At 69.2% G+C, this 25,583-nt stretch carries 23 protein-coding genes and 1 riboswitch; of the genes, 10 read left to right on the top strand and 13 right to left on the bottom strand.

Going from position 1 to position 25,583, the window contains the following annotated elements; genetic code table 11:
• Positions 1 to 133 precede the first annotated feature (133 nt).
• Positions 134 to 454, top strand: a complete 321-nt coding sequence (locus tag M6D93_RS13300; protein ID WP_249769764.1) for a hypothetical protein — start codon at positions 134 to 136, stop codon at positions 452 to 454.
• 13 nt (positions 455 to 467) lie between these two features.
• Here M6D93_RS13300 and M6D93_RS13295 read toward each other — a convergent pair whose 3' ends face one another.
• Entirely contained in the window at positions 468 to 1,946 is a 1,479-nt protein-coding gene (locus tag M6D93_RS13295) for a leucyl aminopeptidase (RefSeq protein ID WP_249769763.1), read from the bottom strand.
• Positions 1,947 to 2,052: 106 nt separating this feature from the next.
• Between M6D93_RS13295 and gcvT the strand changes: the two genes are divergently transcribed.
• Complete coding sequence (gene gcvT / locus M6D93_RS13290; protein ID WP_249769762.1) at positions 2,053 to 3,180, top strand: glycine cleavage system aminomethyltransferase GcvT; 1,128 nt, start codon at positions 2,053 to 2,055, stop codon at positions 3,178 to 3,180.
• A gap of 27 nt (positions 3,181 to 3,207) precedes the next feature.
• Here the strand turns inward: gcvT and M6D93_RS13285 are convergent, their stop codons facing one another.
• The 6 genes from M6D93_RS13285 to M6D93_RS13260 are packed head-to-tail and all read right to left on the bottom strand — an operon-like array spanning position 3,208 to position 10,372.
• The gene (locus M6D93_RS13285; RefSeq protein ID WP_249769761.1) at positions 3,208 to 4,227 is read right to left on the bottom strand and encodes a nicotinate-nucleotide--dimethylbenzimidazole phosphoribosyltransferase; all 1,020 of its coding nucleotides are present in this window, start codon (positions 4,225 to 4,227) and stop codon (positions 3,208 to 3,210) included.
• A gap of 27 nt (positions 4,228 to 4,254) precedes the next feature.
• The gene (locus M6D93_RS13280) at positions 4,255 to 5,118 is read right to left on the bottom strand and encodes an ECF transporter S component (RefSeq protein ID WP_249769760.1); all 864 of its coding nucleotides are present in this window, start codon (positions 5,116 to 5,118) and stop codon (positions 4,255 to 4,257) included.
• Entirely contained in the window at positions 5,115 to 6,743 is a 1,629-nt protein-coding gene (locus M6D93_RS13275) for an ABC transporter ATP-binding protein (protein WP_249769759.1), read from the bottom strand. Before M6D93_RS13275 ends, M6D93_RS13280 begins: the two co-directional genes overlap by 4 nt.
• Positions 6,740 to 7,819, bottom strand: a complete 1,080-nt coding sequence (locus M6D93_RS13270; protein ID WP_249769758.1) for an energy-coupling factor transporter transmembrane component T — start codon at positions 7,817 to 7,819, stop codon at positions 6,740 to 6,742. Before M6D93_RS13270 ends, M6D93_RS13275 begins: the two co-directional genes overlap by 4 nt.
• A gap of 19 nt (positions 7,820 to 7,838) precedes the next feature.
• The gene (locus tag M6D93_RS13265) at positions 7,839 to 8,765 is read right to left on the bottom strand and encodes a DUF4430 domain-containing protein (RefSeq protein ID WP_249769757.1); all 927 of its coding nucleotides are present in this window, start codon (positions 8,763 to 8,765) and stop codon (positions 7,839 to 7,841) included.
• Positions 8,762 to 10,372 carry a prenyltransferase/squalene oxidase repeat-containing protein gene (locus M6D93_RS13260; protein WP_249769756.1) on the bottom strand — a complete coding sequence of 537 codons (1,611 nt, stop codon included), beginning with the start codon at positions 10,370 to 10,372 and terminating at the stop codon, positions 8,762 to 8,764. The genes M6D93_RS13265 and M6D93_RS13260 overlap by 4 nt, the downstream gene beginning before the upstream one ends.
• Positions 10,373 to 10,478: 106 nt before the next feature.
• A riboswitch (cobalamin riboswitch) is annotated at positions 10,479 to 10,632 on the bottom strand.
• A gap of 103 nt (positions 10,633 to 10,735) precedes the next feature.
• Here M6D93_RS13260 and M6D93_RS13255 point away from each other — a divergent pair.
• Both M6D93_RS13255 and M6D93_RS13250 read left to right on the top strand, forming a co-directional pair.
• Positions 10,736 to 10,933, top strand: coding sequence for a hypothetical protein (locus M6D93_RS13255; protein ID WP_249769755.1), 198 nt, complete (start codon positions 10,736 to 10,738; stop codon positions 10,931 to 10,933).
• Between the two features lie 29 nt (positions 10,934 to 10,962).
• Positions 10,963 to 11,973 carry an aldo/keto reductase family protein gene (locus M6D93_RS13250; protein WP_249769754.1) on the top strand — a complete coding sequence of 337 codons (1,011 nt, stop codon included), beginning with the start codon at positions 10,963 to 10,965 and terminating at the stop codon, positions 11,971 to 11,973.
• A gap of 3 nt (positions 11,974 to 11,976) precedes the next feature.
• Here M6D93_RS13250 and M6D93_RS13245 read toward each other — a convergent pair whose 3' ends face one another.
• A complete protein-coding gene (locus tag M6D93_RS13245) occupies positions 11,977 to 12,585 on the bottom strand; it encodes a DUF3043 domain-containing protein (RefSeq protein ID WP_249769753.1) in 609 nt (202 codons plus the stop codon).
• A 57-nt stretch (positions 12,586 to 12,642) separates the two neighbouring features.
• On the bottom strand, positions 12,643 to 13,827 hold the full coding sequence (gene nadA, locus M6D93_RS13240) for a quinolinate synthase NadA (RefSeq protein ID WP_347343642.1): 1,185 nt from the start codon (positions 13,825 to 13,827) through the stop codon (positions 12,643 to 12,645).
• Between the two features lie 129 nt (positions 13,828 to 13,956).
• Between nadA and M6D93_RS13235 the strand changes: the two genes are divergently transcribed.
• From M6D93_RS13235 to M6D93_RS13220, 4 genes are all read left to right on the top strand, one after another.
• Positions 13,957 to 14,778 (top strand): DoxX family protein, encoded by an 822-nt coding sequence (locus M6D93_RS13235; protein ID WP_249769751.1) that lies wholly within the window; start codon positions 13,957 to 13,959, stop codon positions 14,776 to 14,778.
• A 205-nt stretch (positions 14,779 to 14,983) separates the two neighbouring features.
• Positions 14,984 to 15,370: a HesB/IscA family protein gene (locus tag M6D93_RS13230; protein WP_249769749.1), complete on the top strand. Its 387-nt coding sequence runs from the start codon at positions 14,984 to 14,986 to the stop codon at positions 15,368 to 15,370.
• Between the two features lie 133 nt (positions 15,371 to 15,503).
• Positions 15,504 to 16,478 carry a carbohydrate kinase family protein gene (locus M6D93_RS13225; RefSeq protein ID WP_249769747.1) on the top strand — a complete coding sequence of 325 codons (975 nt, stop codon included), beginning with the start codon at positions 15,504 to 15,506 and terminating at the stop codon, positions 16,476 to 16,478.
• 7 nt (positions 16,479 to 16,485) lie between these two features.
• Positions 16,486 to 17,460 carry an LLM class flavin-dependent oxidoreductase gene (locus tag M6D93_RS13220; protein ID WP_249769746.1) on the top strand — a complete coding sequence of 325 codons (975 nt, stop codon included), beginning with the start codon at positions 16,486 to 16,488 and terminating at the stop codon, positions 17,458 to 17,460.
• A gap of 133 nt (positions 17,461 to 17,593) precedes the next feature.
• On the opposite strand, the gene asnB is transcribed toward M6D93_RS13220, so the two are convergent.
• Genes asnB through M6D93_RS13205 form a run of 3 tightly spaced genes read right to left on the bottom strand, consistent with a single transcriptional unit; the run spans position 17,594 to position 21,568 of the window.
• A complete protein-coding gene (gene asnB, locus M6D93_RS13215; RefSeq protein ID WP_249769745.1) occupies positions 17,594 to 19,495 on the bottom strand; it encodes an asparagine synthase (glutamine-hydrolyzing) in 1,902 nt (633 codons plus the stop codon).
• A 1-nt stretch (position 19,496) separates the two neighbouring features.
• Positions 19,497 to 20,069 (bottom strand): dTDP-4-dehydrorhamnose 3,5-epimerase family protein, encoded by a 573-nt coding sequence (locus M6D93_RS13210; RefSeq protein WP_249769744.1) that lies wholly within the window; start codon positions 20,067 to 20,069, stop codon positions 19,497 to 19,499.
• Positions 20,070 to 20,110: 41 nt separating this feature from the next.
• Positions 20,111 to 21,568 carry a cysteine desulfurase/sulfurtransferase TusA family protein gene (locus M6D93_RS13205; protein WP_249769743.1) on the bottom strand — a complete coding sequence of 486 codons (1,458 nt, stop codon included), beginning with the start codon at positions 21,566 to 21,568 and terminating at the stop codon, positions 20,111 to 20,113.
• Positions 21,569 to 21,702: 134 nt separating this feature from the next.
• On the opposite strand from M6D93_RS13205, the gene ctaC reads away from it, so the two are divergent.
• Together ctaC and M6D93_RS13195 are read left to right on the top strand one after the other, a co-directional pair.
• On the top strand, positions 21,703 to 22,653 hold the full coding sequence (gene ctaC, locus M6D93_RS13200; protein WP_249769742.1) for an aa3-type cytochrome oxidase subunit II: 951 nt from the start codon (positions 21,703 to 21,705) through the stop codon (positions 22,651 to 22,653).
• A gap of 10 nt (positions 22,654 to 22,663) precedes the next feature.
• Positions 22,664 to 23,086: a cytochrome c oxidase subunit 4 gene (locus M6D93_RS13195; RefSeq protein ID WP_249769741.1), complete on the top strand. Its 423-nt coding sequence runs from the start codon at positions 22,664 to 22,666 to the stop codon at positions 23,084 to 23,086.
• 802 nt (positions 23,087 to 23,888) lie between these two features.
• Here M6D93_RS13195 and qcrB read toward each other — a convergent pair.
• Positions 23,889 to 25,541, bottom strand: coding sequence for a cytochrome bc1 complex cytochrome b subunit (qcrB, locus tag M6D93_RS13190; RefSeq protein WP_283818582.1), 1,653 nt, complete (start codon positions 25,539 to 25,541; stop codon positions 23,889 to 23,891).
• Positions 25,542 to 25,583 lie beyond the last annotated feature (42 nt).

Raw genomic sequence — 25,583 nt, 5'->3', positions numbered from 1 at the left:
AGTCGGGCACGCGATTGCGGTCTCGACCCGCCCGCGGTGTGATCATCCCGGCAGTGGTACCGGGTCGAAGACGCCTCGGCGCGAGCACCGGGCCCGGTCAGGCGTCCGAGGACCCACCAGGAGGGGAGCGTTCATGGCTCTGTTCGGCCTCGGCCGGCGCAGACGAGGCGAGGGTCGACTGCGCACCGGCACTTCGGACGACACCGCCCACCTGGAGGCCTTCATCGCCAGTCGGCAAGGAGTGGAGGCCTTTGTCGAACCGCGCACCGCGGTCACCGACACGACGGTGTTGCTCGTCGCCGACGACGGAGAGTGGACGAGACGCCGCGTCGACGGCCCGTCGGGGGCCGCGGCCTTCGCCAAGCGCATGGCCCTGCCGCTCTACGACGCCTCAGTGGTGGGCTACCCACAACGAATGCGGGACTACAACGCGCGGCACAAGCGCGCTGACTGACCCCCCCGGCCGGTCAGCCCGCCAGGTCGGACAGCGCAGCCACCAGCGTGCGCACGATCGCCCCGGTGCCGCCCTTGGGGGTGTAGCCGCTCGGAGCGTTGGCAAACGACGGACCGGCGATGTCCAGGTGCACCCACTCCACGCCACTGGAGACGAAGTCCTGCAGGAATACGCCGGCCACGAGCATCGAGGCCCAGCGCTCCTTGGGCAGGTTGGTGATGTCGGCGACCGGCGAGTCCAGGCCCGCGCGCAGGTATGCCGGCAGCGGCATCGGCCACAGCGACTCCCCGGCGGCGTTCCCGGCGGCGACCACCCGGTCGCGGAAGGCGTCACTGCCCATTGCGCCGGTGGTGTTGAGTCCCAGCGCCACGAGTTGTCCCCCGGTCAGCGTGGAGGTCTCGATGAGGTAATCGGGGGAGTCCTCGCAGGCCCGCAGGATCGCGTCGGCCAGGATGAGCCGGCCCTCGGCGTCGGTGTTGTCGACCTCGACGGTCCGTCCATCGCGCATCGTCAGGATGTCAGACGGGCGGTAGGCCGTGCCTGACACCGCGTTCTCGGCCATGGGGACCGTCGCGGTGATGGCGATCGGGAGCTTGAGTTTGGCGGCGGCGATGATCGCTTCGATGACGGCCGCGGCACCACCCATATCGGACTTCATCTGAGCCATCATCGCGGTCTTGAGGTCGAGGCCGCCGGTATCGAACGTGATGCCCTTGCCCACCAGGGCAACGTGGGTCGTGGCGCGCGCCGGGGAGTAGCTGAGTCGGACGAGCCGCGGCGGGGTGGCCGACCCGGCGCCGACCGCAAGGATGCCGCCGAACTTGCCGCGCCGCAGCCCGCGTTCGTCCAGCACCTCGACCGTGAGCCCGGCCGCCTCGCCGTTGTCCTTCGCGTACTGGGCGAAGCTCGGCGGGTTGAGGTGATTGGCCGGCGTGTTGACCAGATCGCGCGTGTTGTTCACGGCCGCGCTGATGATCTTCGACCGTTGCAGGGCCTTGCGGCTGTCCGCTCCGGTGGAGCCGACGACGTCGACGCGGCGCAGCGCAGCCGGAGTAGCGGCGGACTTGAATCTGGTGAATCGGTACGCGCCGAGCAGGGCCCCGTCCGAGACAGCCTCGATGGTCGCCGCCTCGCTCGGGCCGGCCGAGATCGCCACGGCGACCCGGCGCGCGGAGTTGAGGCCTCGCAGCGCGGCGCCGACGGCCCGGCGAATCTGCTCGGACTCGACGCGGGACGGGTCGCCCTTGCCCGTACCGCTGGCGACGACCAGCCCGAAACTGGCCTGGCCCAGGGTCGCGATCTTCAGGACCTCATCCTCGCGGCCCGAGGCATCCAGGGCCTGAAGCGCCTCGAGCAGCCGGCCGCCCAGCGCCTTGTCGACCGGCTCGGCGCCCTTGACCAGCGCGATCCCCTCGGGGGTGGATACCGTCGCAACGATCACCGCGTCAGCGGCGAGTACGGCGTCGGGCGAGACGATCGACACGGTTGGCATACGGGCCAATATATGTGAAACGGTCGCTGCACGATTCGGCGCGGGTACTCGATGGCGGCGGGGCGTGCCGGTGCCCGGCGTCAGGGCTGATCGGTACGGTGTCGCCATGACCACGCCCGCCGCGCTGCGCCGCTCGCCCCTGCACGACCGCCACCTCGACCTCGGCGCGAAGCTCGCCGACTTCGGCGGTTGGGAGATGCCGATTGAATACGGGGCATCCGGCGGCGGCGTGATCGCCGAGCACACGGCCGTCCGGACGGCCGTCGGGCTCTTCGACGTCTCGCATCTGGGCAAGGCCACGGTCGCGGGCCCGGGCGCGCGTGCCTTCGTCAATTCCTGCTTCACCGCTGATCTGGGTCGGATCGTGCCGGGCCAGGCCCAGTACACCCTGTGCTGCGCCGAGGACGGTGGCGTGATCGACGACGTCTTCAGCTATCTCGTCTCCGACGACGAGGTGTTCCTGATGCCCAACGCCGCCAACGCCGACGAGGTCATCGGCCTGCTTTCGGCCGAGGCACACCGGCGGGCGCCCGGGCTGACCGTGACCAACCAGCACGAGGGCTTCGGCGTGCTGGCCGTGCAGGGGCCCCGTTCAGCCGCCGTGCTCGCCGACCTCGACCTGCCCAGCGACATGCCCTACGTCTCGTTCGTCGACGCCGAGTTCGACGGACGGCCGGTGCGGGTCTGCCGTACGGGATACACCGGCGAGCACGGCTATGAGTTGATTCCCGCGTGGTCGGATGCGGGCGCCCTCTGGGACGCTCTCGCCGAAACGGTGCGCCGGCACGACGGTATGCCGGCCGGGCTGGGCGCCCGCGACACGCTCCGGACCGAAATGGGCTACCCGTTGCACGGCCAGGACCTTGCTCGCGACATCACCCCGGTCCAGGCCGGGTCGGGATGGGCGGTCGGCTGGAAGAAGGACGCCTTCTGGGGTCGCGACGCGCTGGTCGCCGAGAAGGCCGCCGGTCCGGCCCGCTCGTTGCGCGGGCTCGCGCTGTCCGACCGGGGCGTTCCCCGCCCGCACATGCAGGTACTCGGCGCCGAGGGTCAACCGCTCGGGCACACCACGTCGGGGACGTTTTCCCCCACGCTCAAAAAGGGCATCGCACTGGCTCTGCTCGACACCGCCGCCGGGCTCGAGCACGGCTCGCCGGTGACGATCGACGTCCGGGGTCGCTCGCTGTCCGCGACCGTGGTCAAGCTGCCCTTCGTGCCGTCCCACGTGCGCTGATCCTGGCCGGCAGCGTCGAGAACCGCCTCACGCGCCGGCCGAGCGGATGGCCGCACGCAGGATCGGTACCGCGGTGAGCGCGCCGATCGCCTCACCGGTGGCCAGATGCAGGTCGAGGATCGGCGTCAGCCCGAGCCGATCCAGCGCGATCGCGTGCGCCGGCTCCTCGGTGAGCTGGGCGGCCCTGATCCAGCGCACGATGCGGGCATTGACGGATTGAGCCAGTAGCGCTGCGGCCGCCGTGACGACACCGTCGACGAGTACGGGTGTCCGCCGGTTGGCCGACTGCAGGATCACCCCGACCAGGACGGCGAAATCCGCGCCGCCGGCGACCCTGAGTACGTCCAGCAACTCGCCCCGGTGGGCTCGGCCGCGGCGCCGGGCGTCCCGGATCGCGGCGCATTTGGCGATCCACGTCGGGTCGTCGATGCCGCAACTGCGTCCGACGACCTTCGTGGGCTCGGTGTCGGTCTGGATGGAGATCAGGGTGGCGGCCACCGTCGTGGATCCGACGCCCAGGTCACCGAGCACGATCAGGTCCGCGCCGGCGTCGATCTCGGCATCGGCCAGCCGGACGCCCGTGGCCAGCGCCAGTTCGGTTTCCTCGGCAGTCAGGGCGTCCTCGCGATCGATCGAGCCACTGCCGCGCCGCACCTTGAACTCGGCCCCCGCCGGTGTGGCCTCGGCGTCGACGGCGACATCGACGGGCCGCACGGTCGCACCGGCCAGCTCGGCGAGTTCGTTGGCCGGGCGGGCCCCCGCCGACAAGCCGGCCACCTCAGCGGCGGTCGCCCCGGCATTGCGGGCCGAGACCCCCGCTGCCGCGATCCCGTGGTCGCCGGCGATGAGCAAGGCCCGGACGCGATGAAAGTCGTGGGGCGGAGCGCTGCCCTGGACCGAGGCGACCCAGACGGCGAGTTCGCCCAGGACGCCGAACTGGATGGCGCCCGGCTGCTGCTGGTCGTGTCGTACCCGCTGGGCAGCGTCGGCGTCCGGGTAGTCGATGCCGTCGATGGCGGCTTCCCAGCTGGGCTGACTTTCGCTCATGCGGATGCTCCCGGGTGCTCGGGCGGGTTACGACGCCCCATCTTGCCTGGCCTCGCCGCGCGGGCCCGCACCGGAGGCGGTGGCGGCCGGCACGAAGATCACCGGCCCCTCGAACGCGGCTCGCCGGGAGGCTCGGCGCAGGGCCGACAGCACGGGCCGTCCCACCAGCAGCACCGCGACCGCCGTCGCGAATCCGCGGGGGAGGTCGAAGGACAGGCTGGTGGTCGTGGAAAAGGCCAGCCAACGGTGCAGGTTGTCGGTCAGGGGAGCCCCCGCGACGAAGGTGACCGCCGACGCCGTCCCGGTACCGGAGGCCGCGAACGGCCAGAACCACAGGTTCATGACGAACCCGTAGGCGATGCCCGCCGCGAACCCGTAGCCGCTCAGCAGGAGAAGTTCGAGGCGCCCACGCAAAGGCGGCAGCAGTCCGGCGCCGAGGCCGATCCAACCGGCGGCCAGCATCTGGAACGGGAGCCACGGGCCGCCGCCTCCCGTCAGCGCGGCCGAGGCGAACATCGCTACGTTTCCGAGCAGGAAACCGAATCCTGGGCCGAAGACACGCCCGGCCGGCACCAGCAGGAAGAACATCAACTGGATGCCGGTGACCCCGCCGCTCAGCGGGCGGAGCAGGGCGGACACGCCGGAGAGCACCCCGAGCAGGGCGACGGCTTTGGCGTCCAGACCGCCGGAGGACAGCTGCGTCACCGCGATCAACAGCAGCAACGGCAGCAGCAGGACGAAGACCCAGGGTGCGTCCGTGGCGTGCCCGTCGTCGCCCGCGGTGGTCAGCACCAGCGGCCAGAGGAAGGCCGCGACGCCCACGAGGGAAACTCCGGCCAAGGTCAGGGCAGAGACCGGCGAGATCCGCAGGGCTGCCCCGCGGGTGCTCACGACGAGCCGGCCTGGGTGATGCCTGCGAGACCCACCCTGACATCGGAGACCGTGAGGTAGGGCAGCGGGCTGAGCACCTTCGAGATCTGCGGAGCGAACACCGGGGACGAGACAACCACCTCACGGCTGGGCCCGTCGGCGACGATCTGACCGTCAGCCATCACCACGGTCCGGTCGGACAACTCGGCCGCCAGTTCGACGTCATGGGTGGCCAGGACGATGGACCGCTCGGGACCGGCCAGCTCACGCAGCAGCACGATCAGCCTTTTCTTGGCGGGGTAGTCGAGCCCTCGGGTCGGCTCGTCGAGCAGCAGCAGGTCCGGTTCGGAGGTCATGACGACGGCCAGCGCCAGGGCCAGGCGCTGGCCCTCGGACAGGTCCCGGGGATGGCGGTCCGGGTCGATGGGTCCGGCGATCCGCAGGAGCAGCCCAGCGCAGCGTCCGACGGCGCCGCCCGCTTCCCGGTCGGCCAGGGCGCATTCCTCGGCGACGGAGTCGGCGTAGAGCAGGTCCGCGGGCTGCTGCGGGACGAGGCCGACCGCGCAGATGAGCGCTCGGCCGCGCAGACTCCGTGGGTCGACGCCGGCGCCCAGGCGGACGGTACCGCTGGTCGGCTTGCGCAGGCCGGTCAGCAGATTGAGCAGGCTGGACTTGCCGGCGCCGTTGCGTCCCATCAGGGCGGTGATCTCACCCCCGCGCAGTTCGAGGTCCAGACCGTCGACCGCGACCGTCTCGGGATAGCGCACCGTTGCCCCGCTGACCCGGGCCAGCACCCGACCTGGTCGGGCGGAATCCGGCGGCACGGCGGCGGTGGCCAGAGTCCGGTGCAGTCCGGCGGAGCGGCGGCGCGCGTCGCGGACCGTCAGCGGGAGCGGGTCCCACTCCAGATCGCGACCCAGTTCGACGACCGCCGGGAACACCGGCGACAACCGCATCATCGCCGCCGGATCGCCGTACTCGATCGGCCGGCCGCCGCCGGGCATGACCACGACCGAGTCAGCGTAATGGACGACGCGTTCGAGCCGGTGCTCAGCCATCAGGACGGTCAGGCCGTTGTCGTGCACGAGGCGCTGAATGACGGCCAGGACCTCCTCGGCTGAGGCGGGGTCCAGAGCGGAGGTGGGTTCGTCCAGCACCAGCACCCGCGGATGGGCGGTCATCACCGAACCGATGGCGACTCGCTGAGCCTGCCCTCCGGACAACGTGGACAGCGGCCGGTCGCGCAGCTCGGCCAGCGAAAGCAGATCGAGCACGTCCTCGATGCGGCGTCGCATCACGTCGCGGGGAATGGCCAGCGACTCCATCGTGTAGGCCAGCTCGTCCTCCACGACGTCGGTGACGAAGCCGGCCCGGGGATTCTGGCCGACGACCCCGACCACATCGGCCAGTTCCCGCGGTGGGTGGGTTCGAGTGTCCCGTCCGGCGACCCGTACGGTCCCCGACAGCACCCCGCCGGTGAAGTGGGGGACGAGCCCGTTCACCGTCCCGAGCAGGCTGGACTTGCCCGATCCCGTCGGCCCGACGACCAGGCACAGTTCGCCCTCGGCGATGGACAGCGTGAGGTCGTGGAAAACCGGTTCGGAAGTCGGCGTGTACCGCACTCCCGCGGAAACCAGCTCGATCATGACGTCCCCGCCTCGGAAAGGGGATTCTGCGTTGTCGGACCACCGGTGAGGCCGGGCAGCGCAGCAAGGAGGAGTCCGAGAAAGGGGACGAGGGGAAGCGAGGGCCAGCGCAGCACGCCGGACGCTCCGGGGTTGGCGTCGGCCAGCGCGAAGCAGGCGAGCGGGACGGCCACGCTGACCAGAATCAGCCACTCGGGCCCACCCCAGGGGTCATGCCGGTAGCGGGTCCGCCGCAGCCTGCGGCCGGAGTACAGGCCGGCCACTACGGCCAGGCCGCTGCCGACGGCGAGTCCCAGCACCCCCCAGCCATGCGCGGCGCTCGGGTCGACGACGAAGTAGCTGCCGACCAGGGCCGCTCCGAGGCCGAGCAGCAGCACGAGGTGGGTGAGTCGGCGCACGCGCGCGGGCAGGGCGGCCGAACGACCGTACCCGCGGGAATCCATCGATGCGGCCAGGGCGATCGATCCTTCCAGGGCCTCTTCGAGCACCGGCACCCCGATGCCGCGGATGGCTCGCAGGCCGGTGGTGCGCCGGCCACGCAGCCGCTGCGCATCGCGGACTCGGGCCAAGGCGGCGGTCAGCTGCGGAATCAGCGTCAGCGCCACGACGACGGCGACTCCGAGTTCGTACAAGGCCGCTGGAACGAGCACCAACAGGCGACCGGGATGGGCCAGAGAGTTCGCTGCCCCGAAGCAGGCCATCAACACGGCCAGGCGAAGCCCTTTCGTCGCCGAGTCGAGCAAAGCCTCGCCGGTGACCGGGCCGCCCACCGAGAGTCCGTCCGTCCACGCCGGTAGGTCCCACTGCGGAAGGGTGAGCACCACATGGCCCGGGGTACGGGTGCCGATGAGCACCTGCAGCAGCACGGTCACGACGATGCCGACGGCGCCGAAGACCAGGAGCAGGCCGAAGGCGTTACCCCACACCGTGCGGGCGCGCCGGGCACTGACGACGAACCCGCACACCGCGGCAATCACCAGCAACAGCGGGATGTTGCTCGTCTGCATGGTCGCCCACGCCAGACCGAGCGCCCACAGCCACCAGGCGACGGGATGAATGAGTCGGGGACGGGACACGAACCTTCGCCGGCCGGACCTAGAGCACGCGGCGGCGACGATGCCACCAGGCGCCGCCGCCGAGGGCGAGTACAGCCAGCAGTGCGATCGCTGCGCCGGTCGCGGTCGAGGATCCGGTCTTCTTCCCGACGGTTGTGCTCGCCACGCCCGTCGTGCCCGGGGTCGTCGTGGACTCGGCGGTGACGGCTCCCGCTGGGGACGTCAGCGCGCTGCCGGTCACCTGGGTACCTGCTGCGGTGGCTGAGCCGGAGGGCGGGTGGGTCCCGAACGGGGCACCTGGGGAGCCGCTCGATGAGGAAGGTTGTCCGCCGCTCGCCGGGTTCGCACGGTTGCTCGCCGAGCCGGACGCGGGCGCCGCGGCGACGCCGGTGGCCTGTGTCGGGCGCTGGGCCGCTGCCTGGCCTGAGGGAACCGGTTTCGGCGACAGCGTGGGAGCCGGCTTCGGGACTGGTTTCGGCGCCACTGTTGGAGCGGGTTTGGCCGCGGTGTCCGCGCCCGCGCACACGGTTGCGTAGCTAGCGGACGGCGCGGTCTTCCCGTTGCCGTACGCCCAGCCCTCGACCGTGCCGGGCTGCGGGTGATAGGTGGCGGGTCCGGAGCCGGCGTAGCTCCCGTTGTGGAAGTAGGCCCAGTAGGAGGACGTGGTCGGGCGATCCGAACCCACGCTGTTGATCCACGTGACCAGCCCGCTGTACTGACGCTGGCCGAAGCGGACGGTAGCGGCGGCTTCGAGCACGTCGAGCCCCGTCATGCCCGAACGCCAGGCGACGCAGCGCGCGTACTGGCCGCCGATGACCACGGCGACGTGGGAGGGCGAGGCCGAGGCCGGGGTCAGGGCAACGGCGGGCAATGCTGCGCCGGCCGGGACCGCAAGAGCCGCGGCCGCGGTAACGGCCAGTAGCCGCGGGGCTGGTCGCCGGACGCGCCCAGCGGGGACGCCGGTCATGCCGCGTGTCGCCGTCCCAGCATGACGAGGCCGACGCCGGCCATCAGCAGGGCCAGCGCGAGCTCGCTCGCACCGGACAGCCGGCCGCGGTCCAGGCCGGTTGCCGCCAGTGCGGCGCCGGACCCACTGGTGGTGCTGGACCCGCCCGTGCTTCCGCCGGCCGAACCCGAACCCGAACCCGAACCCGAACCCGAACCCGAACCGCTTGGGGCCGGAGTGGCCGCTGCCTTGGTCACCACGAAGGAGATCTTGGCGACCAGGCCGGATGTCGCACCGACGAGCACCACGGCGTGCGTGCCGGTGGGCACCGTCTTCGGAACCGTGAAGTCGACCTCCACCGTTCCGTTCGCTTTGGCCTTCGCCGAGCCGAGGGCGACGGTGGTGGAGTGGAGGGTGGCGACGACCTTCTCGCCCGCCGTGAAGCCGGTCGCGGCCACGCCCTGCCTGCCACCCTGCTTCACCGAGGCGTGCTGACGGTCGACGTCCGGTGGCAGAACCGGCAGCCCCGCCAGCGCGCCGGCCGTCGTGACGCTCAGCAGGGACGCCCCGGGAACCATCCCGACGATGCCGTCTGCGGTGGCCTTGAGGGAGTCGAACGCGTTGAACGCACCCAGGTAGGTCAGGGCACTGCGGGATGCGTTGGCGCCGAAGGTCGGGCCCTCGACGACCTGCTGTGAGTAGAGCCAGGTCCGCGAGGCGTCGACGTCCACGCCGAGGGCGTCAAGGGCTGAGACCGCCAGCCCGGTGGAGTCGGTGTTCGGCCCGCCCTGAGCGGTCCAGTACCCGCCGGCGGTGCGTTGGGAGATCAGCCAGGACTTGGCCGACGCCAGGGCCGCGGCGTGGCCGCCCAAAGCCTTCAGCGCGAGGATGGCGTAGGACGTGGCGTCGATGTCGGGGGTGCAGCCGGCCGCGGTGGTCTCGGAGGTGAAGCCGCCGCCCGCGCACTGCAGGGACAGCAGGTAGGACGACTGCGCCGGGGTCACCGGCTTTTCGCCGCGCTCGAGCGCGATCACGATCAGGGACTGGGAGACGCTGGAGAAGATGTTGCGTCCGGCGCCGATCGCCGGGCAGGTCGGGGTGGTGAAGTCCTGGCTGTTCGCCGGTGCGGACACGGCCGTGCAGCTGTCGTCGGCCAGAGCCTGAAGCAGGTTGTAGCCACCGAAGTGCGACGGGTCGCGGCCGGCCACGATCGCGGCAAGGGCAGCTTTGGCGACGGAGCCGTCGTAGGGTCCCGGTGCGCCCGAGGTGTCGTTGACGCTGCTGGCCAGGGCGATGTTCGCCTCGTAGTAGTCGAGGACCTTCGCGATCTTGGCCGTGCCGACTCCCGCGGCGGCCAGCGCGAACACCGAGTCCGCGGTGAGTCCGTCGAAGAAGTACGTTCCGCCCGGGTAGTCGAAGTGGTCCCCGGTGGTGGCGGGCTTTCCGCTCGAGTCGACCAGCTGTCCGGCCAGCCAACTCGCCGCGGCCTGGGCAGCGTCGCCGGTCAGGGCGGGCGAGGTCGCGGCTGAGGCAGGTCCGGCCGCGCTGCCTAGCGCGAGCACGCCGGCAACGGTGACGGCCAGCGCGACGGTGCCGGTGCGACGCAGCGAACGGGTGAGGCGGGTCATCGGCGTCCTTCTGGAGGAACGGAGGTCCGCCCGATTTCGCCGGGACGTCCACGAGCCTGAGACCCGGGACACTCAGCGACTCCGAACCGCGATCCTCGACGGTGTTGTGGAGACGCGCCGGATGAACGGGCATTCCGACTCACCGGCGTCCAGATGTCCGTCGGCTCACGGCTGCGGGTCAGTGCCGGGCTCTCACCGGCTTCCCCCGCTCGTTCGGCGTGTGCGGCACCATGGGAACACACAGCCGCGGAGGGGTCAATTCGCTCCGGCCCATCACGGCATCTACGGTGCAGGAGATCACCTGCCGAGCACGTTCCGGTCGTCGACCCCGACACTGGTTCCGATGAGAGGGGACGGGTTGCGATGGCGCACTCGAACTGGACCTGGCGTTACGAACCGGACGACGGCCGTGCGGAGCCTTCGGGCGAGTTCAGCAACCAATCCGACGCCGAGAGCTGGCTGGGGGAGTCGTGGCGGCACCTGGCCGAGGCCGGGGTCGCCGGTGTGGTGCTGGTGAACGACGGCAAGGACGTCTACGGGCCGATGCCGCTGTCGGAGTAGGCGACGTCGGGCTGACTAAGGTCGTTGGTATGGAATTCCGATACCTCGGCAACAGCGGCTTGAAGATCTCCGAAATCACCTACGGCAACTGGCTCACCCACGGCTCGCAGGTGGAGAACGAGGTCGCCACGGCCTGCGTCCGCGCGGCGCTGGAGTGCGGCGTCACGAGCTTCGACACGGCCGACGCCTACGCCAACACCAAGGCCGAGCAGGTACTCGGGGACGCGCTCAAGGGCGAGCGGCGGCAGTCGCTGGAGATCTTCACGAAGGTGTACTGGCCGACCGGGCCGCGCGGCCACAACGACACCGGCCTGTCTCGCAAGCACATCCTGGAGTCCATCGACGGTTCGCTGCGCCGGCTTCAGACCGACTACGTCGACCTCTACCAGGCGCACCGGTACGACACCGAGACGCCTCTGGAGGAGACGATGCAGGCCTTCGCCGACGTCGTCCGATCGGGCAAGGCGCTCTACATCGGCGTCAGCGAGTGGACGGCCGAACAACTTCGGGCCGGTCATGCGCTCGCTCGGGAGCTGGGTTTCCAGTTGATCTCCAACCAGCCGCAGTACTCGATGCTGTGGCGGGTGATCGAGGGCGAGGTCGTACCCGCCTCGCGCGAGCTGGGCATCTCGCAGATCGTCTGGTCGCCCATCGCCCAGGGTGTGCTGACCGGCAAGTACCAGCCTGGTCAGGCGCCCCCGGAGGGCTCGCGCGCGACCGACACCAACGGTGGCGCGGACATGATCAAACGGTTCATGGACGACGACGTGCTGAGCCGGGTTCAGGCCCTGCGGCCGGTCGCCGAGTCGCTCGACCTCTCACTGGCGCAGCTCGCCGTGGCCTGGGTGCTGCACAACGACAATGTCGCCGCCGCGATCGTCGGTGCCTCGCGGCCCGAGCAGGTCGCCGAGAACGTCAAGGCGGCCGGTGTCACGATCCCGGCCGATGCGCTGGCGGCGATCGATCAGGCGCTCGGGGCCGTCATGGAGCGAGACCCCGCCCGGACCGCAGACAACGCCCCCAAGACGCGGCCGGCCTGATCCCTAGATCTGCTCGCCCAGGCTCACCCGCGGGGCCGGCCGGCGCCAGCGACGCGGGAAGTAGGCGCGGCCGCCGGCGTAGAAGCCGAGACCGAAGGCGCCTTCGTTGGTCTGCAGGCCTCGGTCGAGAGCCAGCTTCTTGATCCGTCGACCGGTGAGGATCCACTCGATGGCGAACAGCACGATCATCAGCAGCGGGATCGGCAGCAGCGGTCGGTAGGTCAGGCCCACGAGGTAGATGGGGAAGATCAACAACAGGTAGTTCGAGGCCATCCGGTGCGAGTCGACCCAGTCGCGAGCCAGTGCCCGGACCGGTCCGGCGTCCCGGCGGGGCAGGACGCGGGGGTCGCCGGTGCGCATCGCTTCGCGGTATTCCGCCGAGGTCATCTTCTTCTGCCCGGCCACGCTGGCCCGCTTGCCCTGCTGCTTCTGCCAGGCCATGGCTTCTTTGCGGGTCTTCGGGGCAGGAGCCGCCGGGGCGGAGCTGGTCCGCCGCTTGGGTGTCGGGCGACCCTTCTTGCCGCCCTGCCCGACCTCCGCGGTCTCGACCTCAACCTGAGGCTCGGACGGACCGGGGCTGGCTTTGCGGCGAAGCAGGTTCACGGTGGGCACTTCCTGATGGGACAGCGAACGGACGGACGGAACCAGGATGCCATGCGCTGGCTCTGCTCAGAGCGCGAGCATCCGGTCGAGTGCGGTGCGGGCGTTCGCCGCGACCGTCTCCTCGACGGTGATCTGGTTGTACACCTCGCCGCGGACGAGGCCCTCCAGGGTGTGCACCAGATGGGGCAGATCGATCCGGTTCATGGTCGCGCAGTAGCAGACGGTCGATTCCAGGAAGGTGATCTGCTTGTCCGGGTGGGCTTGGGCGAGGCGGCGAACCAGGTTCAGCTCGGTGCCGATCGCCCAGGACGAGCCGGCCGGGGCGGACTCGATCGTGTCGATGATGAACTCGGTCGAGCCGACCAGATCGGCCTGACTGACGACCTCGTAGGTGCACTCAGGGTGGACGAGTACCCGGACACCCGCAACGCGCTCGCGGACCGCCGCGACCTGCGCGGTCGTGAAGCGGCCGTGGACCGAACAGTGTCCGCGCCAGAGGATCATGCGGGCCGCCTGCAGCTGTTCGACGCTCAGGCCGCCGTTGGGCTCGAGGGGGTTGTAGACCACGCATTCGTCCAGCCCGATGCCGAGTTGGCGGACGGCGGTATTACGGCCCAGATGCTGGTCGGGCAGGAACAGCACCTTGGGCTGACCGCCGCCTTCGGTGCGCTGCGCGAAGGCCCACCGCAGCGCGCGCTCGGCGTTGGACGACGTGCAGACCAGGCCGCCGTGTTCCCCGGTGAATCCCTTGATGGCCGCCGAGGAGTTCATGTAGGTGACCGGCACCGTGTCTGCCGCCACCCCGGCCGCGGTGAGCGCGTCCCACGCGTGGTGGACCTGCACGTCGCGCGCCATGTCGGCCATCGAGCACCCCGCCGCCAGGTCGGGCAGGAGCACCCGCTGGCTGGAGGCGGTGAGGATGTCGGCCGACTCGGCCATGAAATGCACGCCGCAGAAGACGATGTAGGGCGCCTGCGGACGGGCCGCGGCCTCGCGGGCCAGCTTGAAGGAATCGCCGGTCACGTCGGCGAACTGGATGACCTCGTCGCGTTGGTAGTGATGGCCGAGCACGAACACCTTCTCGCCCAGGGCCGCTTTCGCCGCGCGAGCACGCTCGACCAGACCCGGGTCTGAGATCGCCGGCAATTCACCCGGGCAGTCCACCCCGCGCTCGGAATCGGGGTCCGAGCCCCGTCCCAGTAGCAGCAAGGCGCGCGCTGTGCCGCTGCGGTCGACTGAACCGCCGGGGATGTGCGGGGCGTATGCATCTTCGGACACGTCGACGCTGCTCACGCGGATCAGTCTGCCTGGTCGGCCTCGGTGTGTTGGAATTGGGAGGCATCTGGCATCGGTGCAGCTACCGAGAGGACGCACAGAACCATGACCACACTCGATCAGGCGCCCCAACGGACGGGCTGGCGCCGGTTCAGCAACAGCTGGCCCACCGTCCCCCTGCGAATCTTCCTGGCGGCGCTGTTCCTCTTCGCCGGGTACGCCAAGCTCACCTACCCGGGTTTCTTCGATCCGAAGGCCTCCTTCGGGTTCAGATCGGCCGTCGCGAGCGCGAAGGCCGACTCGCCCATCAGCAGCCTGCTGACGCCGATGATCGACCACCCGTCGTTGTTCGGTCACGTGACCGCCTTCGCCGAGCTGGCCATCGGGCTCGGCCTCCTGGTCGGCCTGCTGACCCGGCTCGCGGCCCTCGGCGGGATAGCCCTCACGGTGCTCATCGTGTTGAGCGTGAACTGGAACGAGGTGAAGCAGTACACCGGCAACGGCGGTTGGTTCACCTCCGTCGATCTGGTCACCGCCCTGGCCTTGACCGTCTTCGTCCTCGGTGGGGCCGGTCCGCTGTCGCTGGACGGCGCGATCGGGGCCCTGCGCCGACGGCGAGCGGCCCGTGATGATGCCGAGCCGCCGTTCACCGACCACGACAGTGACAGAGCGGACTCGCGGCGTCGCTTGGCCGGCGGCGACACCCCCGCAACGGCAGCAGTGCCGCTGACTGCGGGCCCGTCGGGCAATGCCGGGCAGGAATCCCCACAGCCGTCCCGGCCGGCCCACCCGGTGAGCGCTCCTGGGGGCGCCGAGCCGGATCGGCCGGCGGATCAGTCGACCCAGCAACTGCCTCCGGCGCGCACGAGTCCGGCCACGAGCCGCGGCGACTCGCTGTGGCGGGAGGAGGAGCGCGGGGGAGGCTGATCGAGACAAGCGGCGGGGTGCCGTGCTCCGGTCCGTGAGGTGCGCCGCGCGGCAGGGTGAGCGATTGCCGGCTGGATCGCTACACTTGGGAATACCTCGCGGCGACTTCTCGGTTGGGACGTCGAAACGCGAAGATCGAGTGTGACACCAACCAAATACAGGGGCCGCCGGTAGCCGGCGCCCGGAGTTCAATTGTGGGGAGCGTATGACCGCCACCGAGATCACCATCGAGACCAGTGCCCCGACTCTGACCGCGCCGGTTTCGCTGACCGATTCCGCGGCCGTCAAGGTCCGCGAGCTGCTCGACGCCGAGGGTCGCACCGACCTCCGTCTGCGGATCGCCGTCCAGCCTGGTGGCTGCGCGGGCATGCAGTACCAGCTGTTCTTCGACGAGCGCAGCCTCGACGGCGACGTTCTGGTCGACCAGCCCGTCGAAGGCGGCACCGTCCCGCTCGTCGTGGATCGCACCAGCGTGCCGTTGGTGACCGGCGCCGTGATCAGCTACACGGACACGATCTCCAAGCAGGGTTTCGAGATCGACAACCCCAACGCCGGCGGCGGCTGCGCCTGCGGTAACTCCTTCTGCGGCTAGTCCGCAGCCTCGCCGGACACTCGACGTGTCCGGCCGCAACACAAGCCACACGAGCGCCGGCGCCGGGTCCATCAACCCGCCGCCGGCGTTCGCCTTGTCCGAGGCCTTGCGCCCGGCCAAGTACGCTGGCCTCATGCCGGTGCTTCTGTCTGGGTCCATCGCCACTGATCACTTGATGCATTTCCCGGGGAGGTTCGCCGATCAACTGCTCGCCGACCAGCTCCATCAGGTGTCGTTGAGCTTCCTCGTCGACGACCTGGTCGTCCGGCGCGGCGGGGTCGCCGCAAACATCGCCTTCGGCATGGCCCAGCTGGGGGAAAGCCCGGTACTCATCGGCGCGGTCGGTGAGGACTTCGCCGAATACCGCGCCTGGCTGGAGCGCCACGGCGTCGACTGCGATTCGGTGCACGTCTCGCCCCTGCTGCACACCGCTCGCTTCGTCTGCACCACCGACGAGGAGATGTGCCAGATCGCCTCGTTCTACGCGGGCGCGATGAGCGAGGCCCGCAACATCGAGCTCCAACCGGCCGTCGAACGCACCGGCGCCGACCTCGTCGTGATCAGCGCGGACGATCCGGCCGCGATGGTGCGCCACTCCGCCGAAGCACGGTCGCGAGGCTTCCGGTTCGCCGCCGACCCATCCCAGCAGATCGCGCGGATGTCCGGCGATGAACTGCTCGCCCTGATCGAGGGCGCCGAGCTGCTGTTCACCAACAGCTACGAGAAGAACCTCCTCGAGACCAAGACCGGCCTGTCCGAAGCCGACATCCTCGCTCAGGTCGCGGTCCGGGTGACCACGCTGGGCAAGGACGGCGTCGAGATCGTCGGACGGAACATCGAAGCGGTGCACGTCCCGGTTGCCGCCGAGCGGGCGAAGCTGGATCCGACCGGCGTGGGGGACGGCTTCCGCGCCGGATTCCTCACCGGTCGCAGCTGGGGACTGTCCTACGAGCGGTCGGCCCAGGTCGGCAGCCTGGTGGCCACCCTCGTGCTGGAGACCGTGGGCACCCAGGAGTACGAGATCAAGCCGGACGAGTTCGCGGACCGCTTGGCCGAGTCCTACGGCGAGGCAGCGGCCGCCGAGGTTCACCCGCTGCTCAGCCGCTGACGCTGTCGTGACCGCGCGCGCCGACGTCGGCATGTGCTTTGACCGCACCCTGCCGGCCCCGCTGATCCGGGAGTTCGCTCCCGCATTGGAGCAGGGCGGTGCCCGTCAGATCTGGATCATCGAGGACTGCTTCTACACCGGGGGCATCGCCCTGGCGGCCACCGCTCTGGCCGTCACCGACGACCTGACGGTCGGACTCGGGATTCTTCCGGCGGTAGCACGCGCCGTTCCCATCACGGCGATGGAGATCGCCACACTGTGTGCGCTGGGACCGGGCCGGGTGTTGGCCGGAATCGGTCATGGCGTGCAGTCGTGGATGGGTCAGATGGGGGTGCGAACGCCGTCCCCGCTCACCACCCTGCGCGAGGTGCTGGAGTGTCTGCGACGGCTGCTCGCCGGCGAGCAGGTCACCTTCGACGGTCACCAGATCCATCTCGATGCGGTCGGCCTGGACTCCCCGCCGACCGATCCGCCGCCGTTGCTGGCCGGGGTTCAGGGGCCGAAATCCCTGGCGCTCGCCGGACAGGTCGCCGACGGCGTCGTGCTGGCCGAGCCCGCCAGTCCGAGCTATGTCCGCTGGGCACTGGCCCAGGCGTCTCCGGTGGCGGCCGAAGCTTTTCACACGGCAACGTTCTCGGTGCTGTGTGTCGAACCAGACCGGCGCAGCGCCTACGAGCGGATGGCGCCATGGCTGGCTGGTCAACTTGCCGGACAGCGATCCACGCCGACCGACGCCTATCGGACATTGCCGTTCATCGACGAGTTGTTCGCGTGGTTCGACACCCACGGCGTCGAGGGACTGGTCAGGATGCCGGCCGAGTGGTGGGGCGAGCTCGCGCCGATCGGCACCGAGGACGACGCGCTCGCCCATATTGCCGCGTTGGAGTCGGCCGGCGTCGGCAGTATCGGGCTGTTCCCGCCTGCTGACGTGAATACGGTCCGCCGCCAACTACCGAATGTGGTGCGGCTGGCCAACCGCTGAAACGGTCCGTCCGCGGCCGGCGATCGCTTTCGCGCGCGCCGTTCTAGGACTGTCGGGCTCGGCCGCTGCGCACGCGGGGCGAGGTAGCGGCCACGTCGCGCCTCGGCCTCCGCATCGCATTCGGATGGTGCGATTACAGCGCGACCGGATACACCGGCTCCGGAATCTCGGGCCGGATCCGGCCCTCGACGAAGATGCCGTGCCAGATCATGAACACCAGCAACGTCCAGATCTTGCGGGAGTAGTCGTGCGGTCCGGCTCGGTGGGCGGCGAGCAGGTCCAGCGCTCCCTGCCGGTCGATCAGATGGGTCGTCCCGGCCTCGGAGATGATCGAGTGCGCCCAGTCGTACATGATGTCCTTGAGCCACGGCCTGGTCGGCACGGGGAACCCGAGCTTCGGCCGGTTGATGACATGGGCCGGGACGATGTCCTCCAGCGCGCGCCGCAGAGCGTACTTCGTCGTCTCCTTGGTGAGCTTCTGGTCGACCGGGATCGACCGGGCCACGTCGAAGACCACGGTGTCCAGAAACGGCACGCGAAGCTCGAGCGAATTGGCCATCGTCATCTTGTCCGCCTTGACGAGGATGTCGCCGCGGAGCCAGGTGAACAGATCGATGTACTGCATACGGGTCGAGTCGTCCAGATGGTGGCTCGCCGCATAGTGGGGCGCGGTGACGTCGGTGTAGCTCACCGCCGGGTCGTAGGTCTTGAGCAGGCTCTGCATCTCCTCCGGGCGGAAGATACGCGCGTTGCCGTAGTAGCGTTCCTCGATGCCGATCGAGGCGCGGCGGAGCAGGTCCTTGCCGCGTATCCCCTCGGGCAGCCGGGTGGACAACGCGGCCAGCAACTTCTTCACCGGGTCCGGCGCGGCGGTGAGATGTCGCAGCGAGATCGGTTCGCGGTAGATGGTGTACCCACCGAAGAGCTCATCCGCCCCTTCCCCGGAGAGCACCACCTTGACGTGCTTGCGTGCTTCCCGGGCCACGAAGTACAGGGGGACCAAGGCCGGGTCGGCGACCGGATCGTCGAGGTACCAGACGATCAGCGGGAGGCTGTCCATCATCTCCTGCGGGGTGACGACCTTGGTGATGTGGTCGACCCCGATCACGGCCGCCGATTCGGCCGCGACGTCGATCTCGGAGAAGCCGGCCCGCTCGAAGCCCGTGGTGAAGGTCAGCAGCTTCGGGTTGTGCTCCTTGGCCAGTGCGGCCACGGCGGTCGAGTCGATGCCACCGGACAGGAACGAGCCGACCGTGAAGTCCGACCGCATGTGCTTGGCCACCGAGTCGCGCAGAGCTTCGGCGATCTGGTGGTAGAGGCGGTCAGGTTCTGACACCGGTTTGATCGGAAAGTCCGGCGCGAAGTAGCGCTTGGTGACCGGGACCTGGCCTGGACGGATCGTGAACGAGGTCCCGCTGTCGATCCGGGTGATCCCGTTGTGCATCGACGCCGGCTCGGGCACGTACTGCAGGGTCAGATAGTGCTGCAGGGCCTCGAGGTTGACGTCCTTGCTCTCGCCGGGTTCCGCCACGGCAAGCAGGGTCTTCTTCTCGGAGGAGAAGAACGAACCGCGAGCGTCGGTATAGGTGTAGAGCGGCTTGATGCCGAACCAGTCACGAGCGCCGAAGACGACCTTCTCCTGCGAATCCCAGATGAAGAAGGAGAACATGCCACGCAATCGGGTGACGACGTCCTCGCCGAGGTAGTGGTAGCCGGCGACGATCGCCTCGCCATCGCCCTCGGTGGCGAACTCGGCGCCGAACCGGTCGCGCAGCTCTGCCCGCAACTCGACGTAGTTGTAGATCTCGCCGTTGAAGATGAGGTGGTAACGACCGTCAAGGTAGGGCAGCGGCTGGTGACTGTGCTCCCAGTCGATCAGCGATAGCCGCCGGAACCCGATCACCACATCGTCGTCGGACCAGCTGCCGCCGTCGTCCGGACCTCGATGGCGCATCTGCACCAGGGAAGCCTCGATCGCCTCGCGAGTCTCGGGAGCGTCGGAGTGAGCGGCGAGAAATCCGATGAGTCCGCACACGTCAGGCTGCCGTCGTCCGCTCGCTGAACTTCGGGGCCCCGGCGTCCTTGGCCGAGATCTGCGCGGGATTGTCCACGTCGATGGCAATCGGCCATTCGACGCCCAGTCCCTCGTCCAGGGGCGAGAAGGCGATCCCGGCCATGCCCGGCTTCCACTCCTCGGTGAAGCAGTACACGTACTGGGTGCCTTCCGGGCTGAGCGACTGGAACGCGTTGCAGACGCCGGCCGGCACGAGTACCTGGGTTCCGGGCTCGAGCGCGACGGTCACCACGGCGCCGTAGGTGGCCGAGTCCTCCCGAGCGTCGAGATAAACCCCGAAGGCCCGACCTGCGACGCAGGAGACGAGCTTGATCATGGACTCACCGTGCAGGCCGCGCACCGCGCCGTGCTTGGATTCGGTGACGTTGATCTGCTGCCAACTGCCCAGTCCGGCGAACGGGCCCTCGGCGTAGGCGGAGATCCGGAAGAACTCACGAACCGTGCCGCGGTCGTCGGTGACCTGTTTCAGGGTCACCACCACGAGGTCGTCGATGGCGGTCGGGGTCGTCTGCATATCAGTGATCTCGAATGTCACGCGTGCCATTTTCTCATGGCCCCGGCCGCCGCCGGACCAGGTCAGCTCAGGCGGCGCACCCGGAAGGCGGTCTCGGAGCGTGCGGCGGTTGCCGGGACGGCCGCTGGGGTACCCGGCGGCTGGCCGGTGTCCGGTGCCGCCGGTCGCACGTCGACCAGCTCCTGGCCGCGCATCCGGCACCATGCCTCGATGTCGGACCCGGCCGCCGGGTCGTCGGCCAGCACCAGCAACTCGGTGCCCACGTCGATGAGTGGCAACGCCCGGGCGAGGTCGAGTACGGGCAACGGGCAACGGCGCCCACGCGAGTCGACGACGTTCGGCGTGGTGGTCTGCGGCCCCGCCTGGAGCGGGGCCGCGCCGGGAAGCTGCGCCCGCGCATCAGCGAGCACCGACGGCAACGCCTGGGCGAAGCGTTCGACTGCTCGGGCGTTGACGCCGGGATGCAGGGAGATGCGGATGTTGCCCGTGGTCAGTGCCCCCATCGCGACCAGCACATGCGATGGGGTCAGCGTGTCGGACGTGCAGGACGAGCCTGACGACACGATGAAGCCGGAGCGCTCGAGCCCGTCGAGCAGCACCTGTCCATCAACGTGCAGCAGCGACAGGGTCAACAGGTGCGGCAGCCGGTCGACCGGATCCCCGAGCACAACCGCGTCCGGAAACTGAGCGATCTGCCGGCGGAGGTCGTCCAGATACCCGGCCAGGCGGACGGCGTCGGCCTCACGGTCCATGCGGACGGCGCGCAGGGCGGCCGCGGCGGCCACGGCGGCCGGGACGTCCGGCACACCTGCCGATCGGCCGAATTCAGGGTCTTCGCGGGGGAACGGCGGCTCGAACGACCGTCCCCGCCGCACGATGAGGATCCCCAGTCCCGGTCCGCCCCACAGGCGGGCGTCGGCGGCAGCGATGTCGGCGCCGTCCGGAACCGCGCCGAAGACGACCTGATGGCCGACGTCCACCACGAGGGGGACGTCGCGCAGCTGTGCGGCGACGGCCTCGACGGGCTGCCGAGTACCGACCTCGTGATTGGCGGCCTGCAACACAGCTGCCGCTGTACCCGGCGCGTTCACCGCGGCCAAAAACTCGCTGGCCGATACCTTGCCGTGTGCGTCCACCCCGACGGGCACGGCGAGGCCACCGCGCCGGACATGCCATTGGATCGCGTGCAGCACGGCCGAGTGCTCGACGGCCGAGTGGACGATGCGCGCTCCCCGGGCGCGGCGGGCGTAGGCGGCGCCGAGGACAGCGGACTGCAGCGCGTGCACGCCGGAAGGCAGGAAGCTGACCTCGTCCGGTGCGAGCCCGAACGCCTCGGCCACAGTCTCACGGGCGGCGTCGAGCAGAAGGGCACTGCGTCGAGACGGTCCGGCCAACTTGCCCGGGTCGGCCCAGCCGTCCTCGGCGGCGGCCTGCCACGCCTGCACGGCGACCGGGTGCAATGGTCGTCCGGCGGCGGCGTCGAAGTACCCCGCCGGATCGCTTGGCTGCACGCTGGGCACGTCGGCGACTCTAGAGGAGGAGAAACCGGACCCCTTGCCGTCCCGCATCGTCGTGGTCGGATAGGCTCGGCCACGGTTGACCTCCGCCGCGGTACCGGGCGGGTCGTACGGTGTCGAGAAAGGCGGTTTCGCCAGTGCAGCGCTCACTTCGGTCCGGGCTGAGCAAGCTCGGTCTGCTCGCGGGCACGGCCGTACTGCTGTCCGGCTGCACCGCCCACGACTGGGAGATGAAGCTCCGCTTCGGCTGGCCCACGGGTGTCACGAAGCAGGCCGACCGCATGCGCACGCTGTGGACCTGGTCCTCGGTCGCCGCGCTCGTCGTCGGTGTGATCGTGTGGGGCCTGATCTTCTGGGCGTGCATCCGCTACCGCAAGAAGAACGACATCCTTCCCCGTCAGACCAAGTACCACCTGCCGATCGAGATCGCCTACTCCATCGCACCGTTCCTGATCATCGCCGTCCTGTTCTACTTCACCGCCGTGACCGAGAACTACGTCGACAAGATCCCGAGCAACCCGGACACGACGGTCCAGGTTGACGCGTTCAAGTGGAACTGGCAGTTCGAGTACGTCCAGAGCGGCGGAACGCAGACCAAGTACCCGGCTAACACCGGGGCTGGGGTCGCGGACCCGGGTGCTGGCCAGAACCTGTCCACGGTCGGCAGCAACAACGAGATTCCGATCCTGGTGGTGCCGGTCAACAAGACGGTGAAGGTGATCGAGGTCAGCAGGGACGTCATCCACTCGTTCTGGGTTCCGGAGTTCCTGTTCAAGCGCGACGTTCTTCCGCAGAAAAAGCCGAACGAGTTTGCCTTCACCGCGACCAAGACCGGCCAGTTCGTCGGCCGGTGCGCGGAGTTGTGCGGGACGTACCACTCGCAGATGAACTTCGAGGTGCGCGTCGTGTCGGACGCGGACTACCAGAAGTACCTGGCCGCGCTGGCGGCGGTCGGCTCCACCGACCCGAACCGGCAGAGCAAGGCCTTGACCGCGATCGGTAGTGCGCCGTGCGCGACGACCACCCAGCCGTTCAACACCGTCCGCACAACCAGGTCTCAGTCCGAGCTCGACCCGTGCGGAAGCTGAAGGACTCTCGATGAAACTCGAAGCGCGCATCTTCCTCTGGATCGCCTTGTTCTGCTTCGTCGTCTCCGGCGTGTACGCCTGGTGGGCGTGGCACGACCTGGGTCAGGTCGAATGGGCCGGTCTGGCTGGGCTCATCCTGTCCGGTGGTCTGCTCGGCCTGGGTGGGTCCTTCTTCTGGTTCGTGTCCCGTCGTATCGACGCCCGTCCGGAAGATCGCAACGATGCCGACATCGCCGAGGGTGCCGGCGAGCTGGGATTCTTCTCGCCCGGCAGTTACTGGCCCTTCGGAATCGCGTTGTCGGCGCTGGTCACCGGCTTCGGCATGGCCCTGGCTCAGTTCTGGCTGATGGGTTTGGGTGTTGTGCTCATCCTGTCCACCGCCGGTGGCCTGTTGTTCGAGTACTACGTCGGAAACCGCGCGCCGCTTCGCTAGCGTCACGCTCAGGCATCGTCCGGGCCCGTCCACCACCATGTGGGCGGGCCCGTTGCTGTACCTCCCTCGTCCCGTTGCCGGCAGAGTCCGCTCCTCCCGTCGGTTCGGTCGGTCCGGTCCGGTCGCTTCGGTCCGGTCCGGTCGCTTCGGTGCGGTCCGTCCGGTCGCTTCCGTCCGGTTCCATTGGTCCGGTGGGTCCGGTCGTCCGGTCGGCTCGCCGAATGGGCAGTTTCGTCGCGAGTGGGCGGTTGCAAGTGCCCATTCGCGCTGCAAGTGCCCATTCGCGGGGGAGAGTGGGGGGACCTTGTCGGGACGGGGACAGGTCAGGTGGACCGGAGCGTGCCGGGGCGCCCCTGAGCGAGTGTCGTCGAGTGGGCAGCTTCGTCGCGAGGGACGGCCGTCCGGTCGGCGAATGGGCAGTTTCGCCGCGAGTGGGCGGTTGCAAGTGCCCATTCGCGCTGCAAGTGCCCATTCGCGGGGGAGAGTTTGGGGGATGGCGCGGAGCGGACGGTCCGTCGACGCATATGGACGGTCCGTCGACGCATATGGACGGTCCGTCGACGCATATGGACGCTCCGCCCACGCATATGGACGGTCCGCCCACGCATCGGGAGAGGGCCGCCCACGCATGTGGAGCAGGCCGCGCGCATGAGGAACGGGCCCGCCCACCAGTGTGGTGAGCGGGCCCGTGAGTAGCGCTGCAGTTAGGTATCCGGAAAGTCGTGCAGCCGGCAAGTCGGCCAGCGCTGCAAGTCGGCCGGGACCCGGCACGCGAACAGACGACCGGAGTCCGGAGGTCTAGCTAGTCGGTCAGCTCCCGCTGCTTGTCGTGCTGGGCGGATTCGGCCTCGGCGAGAGCGGCGAGTTCCGCTTCGATCTCGGCCGGTTCCTTGACGGGCCAGAGGAATCCCCGAACCCGGCCCCCGTGCGGATTGCCGAGCTTGTTCATCTTCTTCGGGATGGGAGTACCGGAGTACTGCAACAGGCCGTGACCATGATCGTCGACCGGGCCGAGTGGCTGGTGAATCTCGATGAATTCACCGTTCGGCAGACGCTTGATGATGCCGGTCTCGATCCCGTGCTCCAGCACCTCGCGGTCATGGCGCTGCAATCCGAGACAGATCTTGTACGCCGCCAGATACGCCAGCGGGGGAGCGAACAGCAACGCGATGCGACCCGTCCAGGTCATCGCATTCAACGAGATGTCGAAGGACTTGGCGATGAGGTCGTTACCCCCGGACAGCAGCAACACGGCGTAGAACACGATCGCCATAGATCCGAGACCCGTACGGACGGGGACGTCCCGGGGCCGCTGCAGCAGGTTGTGATGCGCACGGTCGCCGGTGAGTTTGGCCTCCAGGAACGGATACGCCCCGGCCAGGGAGAACAGGATTCCCGGCAACACCAGCGTCGGCCAGAACAGCGCGGGAATGGTGTGGTGCCACAACCGGATTTCCCATGACGGGAACAGACGGGTGGAGCCGTCGAGGAACCCGATGTAGAAGTCAGGCTGCGAACCCGCCGAAACCTGCGCGGTGTTGTACGGCCCGTACAGCCAGATCGGGTTGATCTGGGCGAGTCCACCGAGGGCCGCGCACACGGCGAAGACGATGAAGAAGAAGCCACCGGCCTTGGCGCCATACGTGGGATACATTCTCTCGCCCGACACCGTCGCCTCGGACTTGCCCGGCCCGGGGAACTCGGTGTGCTTCTGCTTGATCAGCAAGCCCATGTGCGCGCCGATCAGCCCGGCGAGAATGCCGGGTATGAGCAGCACGTGGACGATGTAGAGCCTTCCGATGATCTCGGTACCCGGGAACTTCCCGCCGAAGGCCAGGAACGCGACCCAGGTGCCGATCACGGGGATCGACTGCATGATGGCCTCGGCGATCCGCAGACCGGTACCGGACAGCAGATCGTCGGGCAGCGAGTAGCCGGCGAAGCCCTCGACCAGGCCCAGCGTGATGAGGCCGAGACCGATCAGCCAGTTCAGCTCACGCGGCTTGCGGAACGCGCCGGTGAAGAAGATCCGGAACATGTGGATCGTCATCGACGCCATGAACAGCAGCGCCGCCCAGTGGTGGATCTGTCGCAGGATCAGGCCGCCGCGGACATCGAAGGAAATGTGCAGGGTGGACGCGTACGCCCGCGACATCTCCACGCCCTGCAGCGGTACATACGACCCGTCGTACTTGACCTCGCCCATGGACGCGTCGAAGAAGAACGTGAGGAACGTGCCGGTCAGGATCAGGATGATGAACGAGTACAGCGCGATCTCGCCCATCATGAACGACCAGTGGTCCGGGAAGACCTTGTTCAGCTGCTTGCGCGCGCCACCAGCCAGGCTCAGGCGCTCTTCCATGAACTTGCCCGCCTTGCCGGCCGGCGTCCGCGGCTTGTCGAACCGCTTGGGCCCCTTCACGGTCGGCTTGGCCCTCAGGTCATCAACAGTCATCGGGTTGCCTCGCTTCTCGCGCGGGCGATGGACGCCTCAATG

The sequence above is a fragment of the Jatrophihabitans telluris genome, from assembly GCF_023516435.1.
Classification (GTDB): Bacteria; Actinomycetota; Actinomycetes; order Mycobacteriales; family Jatrophihabitantaceae; genus Jatrophihabitans_A; species Jatrophihabitans_A telluris.
The sequence above is the reverse complement of the archived record's forward strand: the minus strand, read 5'-3'. Positions and strand labels throughout refer to the sequence as shown.

Coding starts and splice junctions, on each gene's coding strand:
- M6D93_RS13300 (WP_249769764.1), top strand. CDS start 134: ATGGCTCTGTTCGGCCTCGGCCGGCGCAGACGAGGCGAGGGTCGACTG.
- M6D93_RS13295 (WP_249769763.1), bottom strand. CDS start 1,946: ATGCCAACCGTGTCGATCGTCTCGCCCGACGCCGTACTCGCCGCTGAC.
- gcvT (WP_249769762.1), top strand. CDS start 2,053: ATGACCACGCCCGCCGCGCTGCGCCGCTCGCCCCTGCACGACCGCCAC.
- M6D93_RS13285 (WP_249769761.1), bottom strand. CDS start 4,227: ATGAGCGAAAGTCAGCCCAGCTGGGAAGCCGCCATCGACGGCATCGAC.
- M6D93_RS13275 (WP_249769759.1), bottom strand. CDS start 6,743: ATGATCGAGCTGGTTTCCGCGGGAGTGCGGTACACGCCGACTTCCGAA.
- M6D93_RS13265 (WP_249769757.1), bottom strand. CDS start 8,765: ATGACCGGCGTCCCCGCTGGGCGCGTCCGGCGACCAGCCCCGCGGCTA.
- M6D93_RS13260 (WP_249769756.1), bottom strand. CDS start 10,372: ATGACCCGCCTCACCCGTTCGCTGCGTCGCACCGGCACCGTCGCGCTG.
- M6D93_RS13255 (WP_249769755.1), top strand. CDS start 10,736: ATGGCGCACTCGAACTGGACCTGGCGTTACGAACCGGACGACGGCCGT.
- M6D93_RS13250 (WP_249769754.1), top strand. CDS start 10,963: ATGGAATTCCGATACCTCGGCAACAGCGGCTTGAAGATCTCCGAAATC.
- M6D93_RS13235 (WP_249769751.1), top strand. CDS start 13,957: ATGACCACACTCGATCAGGCGCCCCAACGGACGGGCTGGCGCCGGTTC.
- M6D93_RS13230 (WP_249769749.1), top strand. CDS start 14,984: ATGACCGCCACCGAGATCACCATCGAGACCAGTGCCCCGACTCTGACC.
- M6D93_RS13225 (WP_249769747.1), top strand. CDS start 15,504: ATGCCGGTGCTTCTGTCTGGGTCCATCGCCACTGATCACTTGATGCAT.
- M6D93_RS13195 (WP_249769741.1), top strand. CDS start 22,664: ATGAAACTCGAAGCGCGCATCTTCCTCTGGATCGCCTTGTTCTGCTTC.
- qcrB (WP_283818582.1), bottom strand. CDS start 25,541: ATGACTGTTGATGACCTGAGGGCCAAGCCGACCGTGAAGGGGCCCAAG.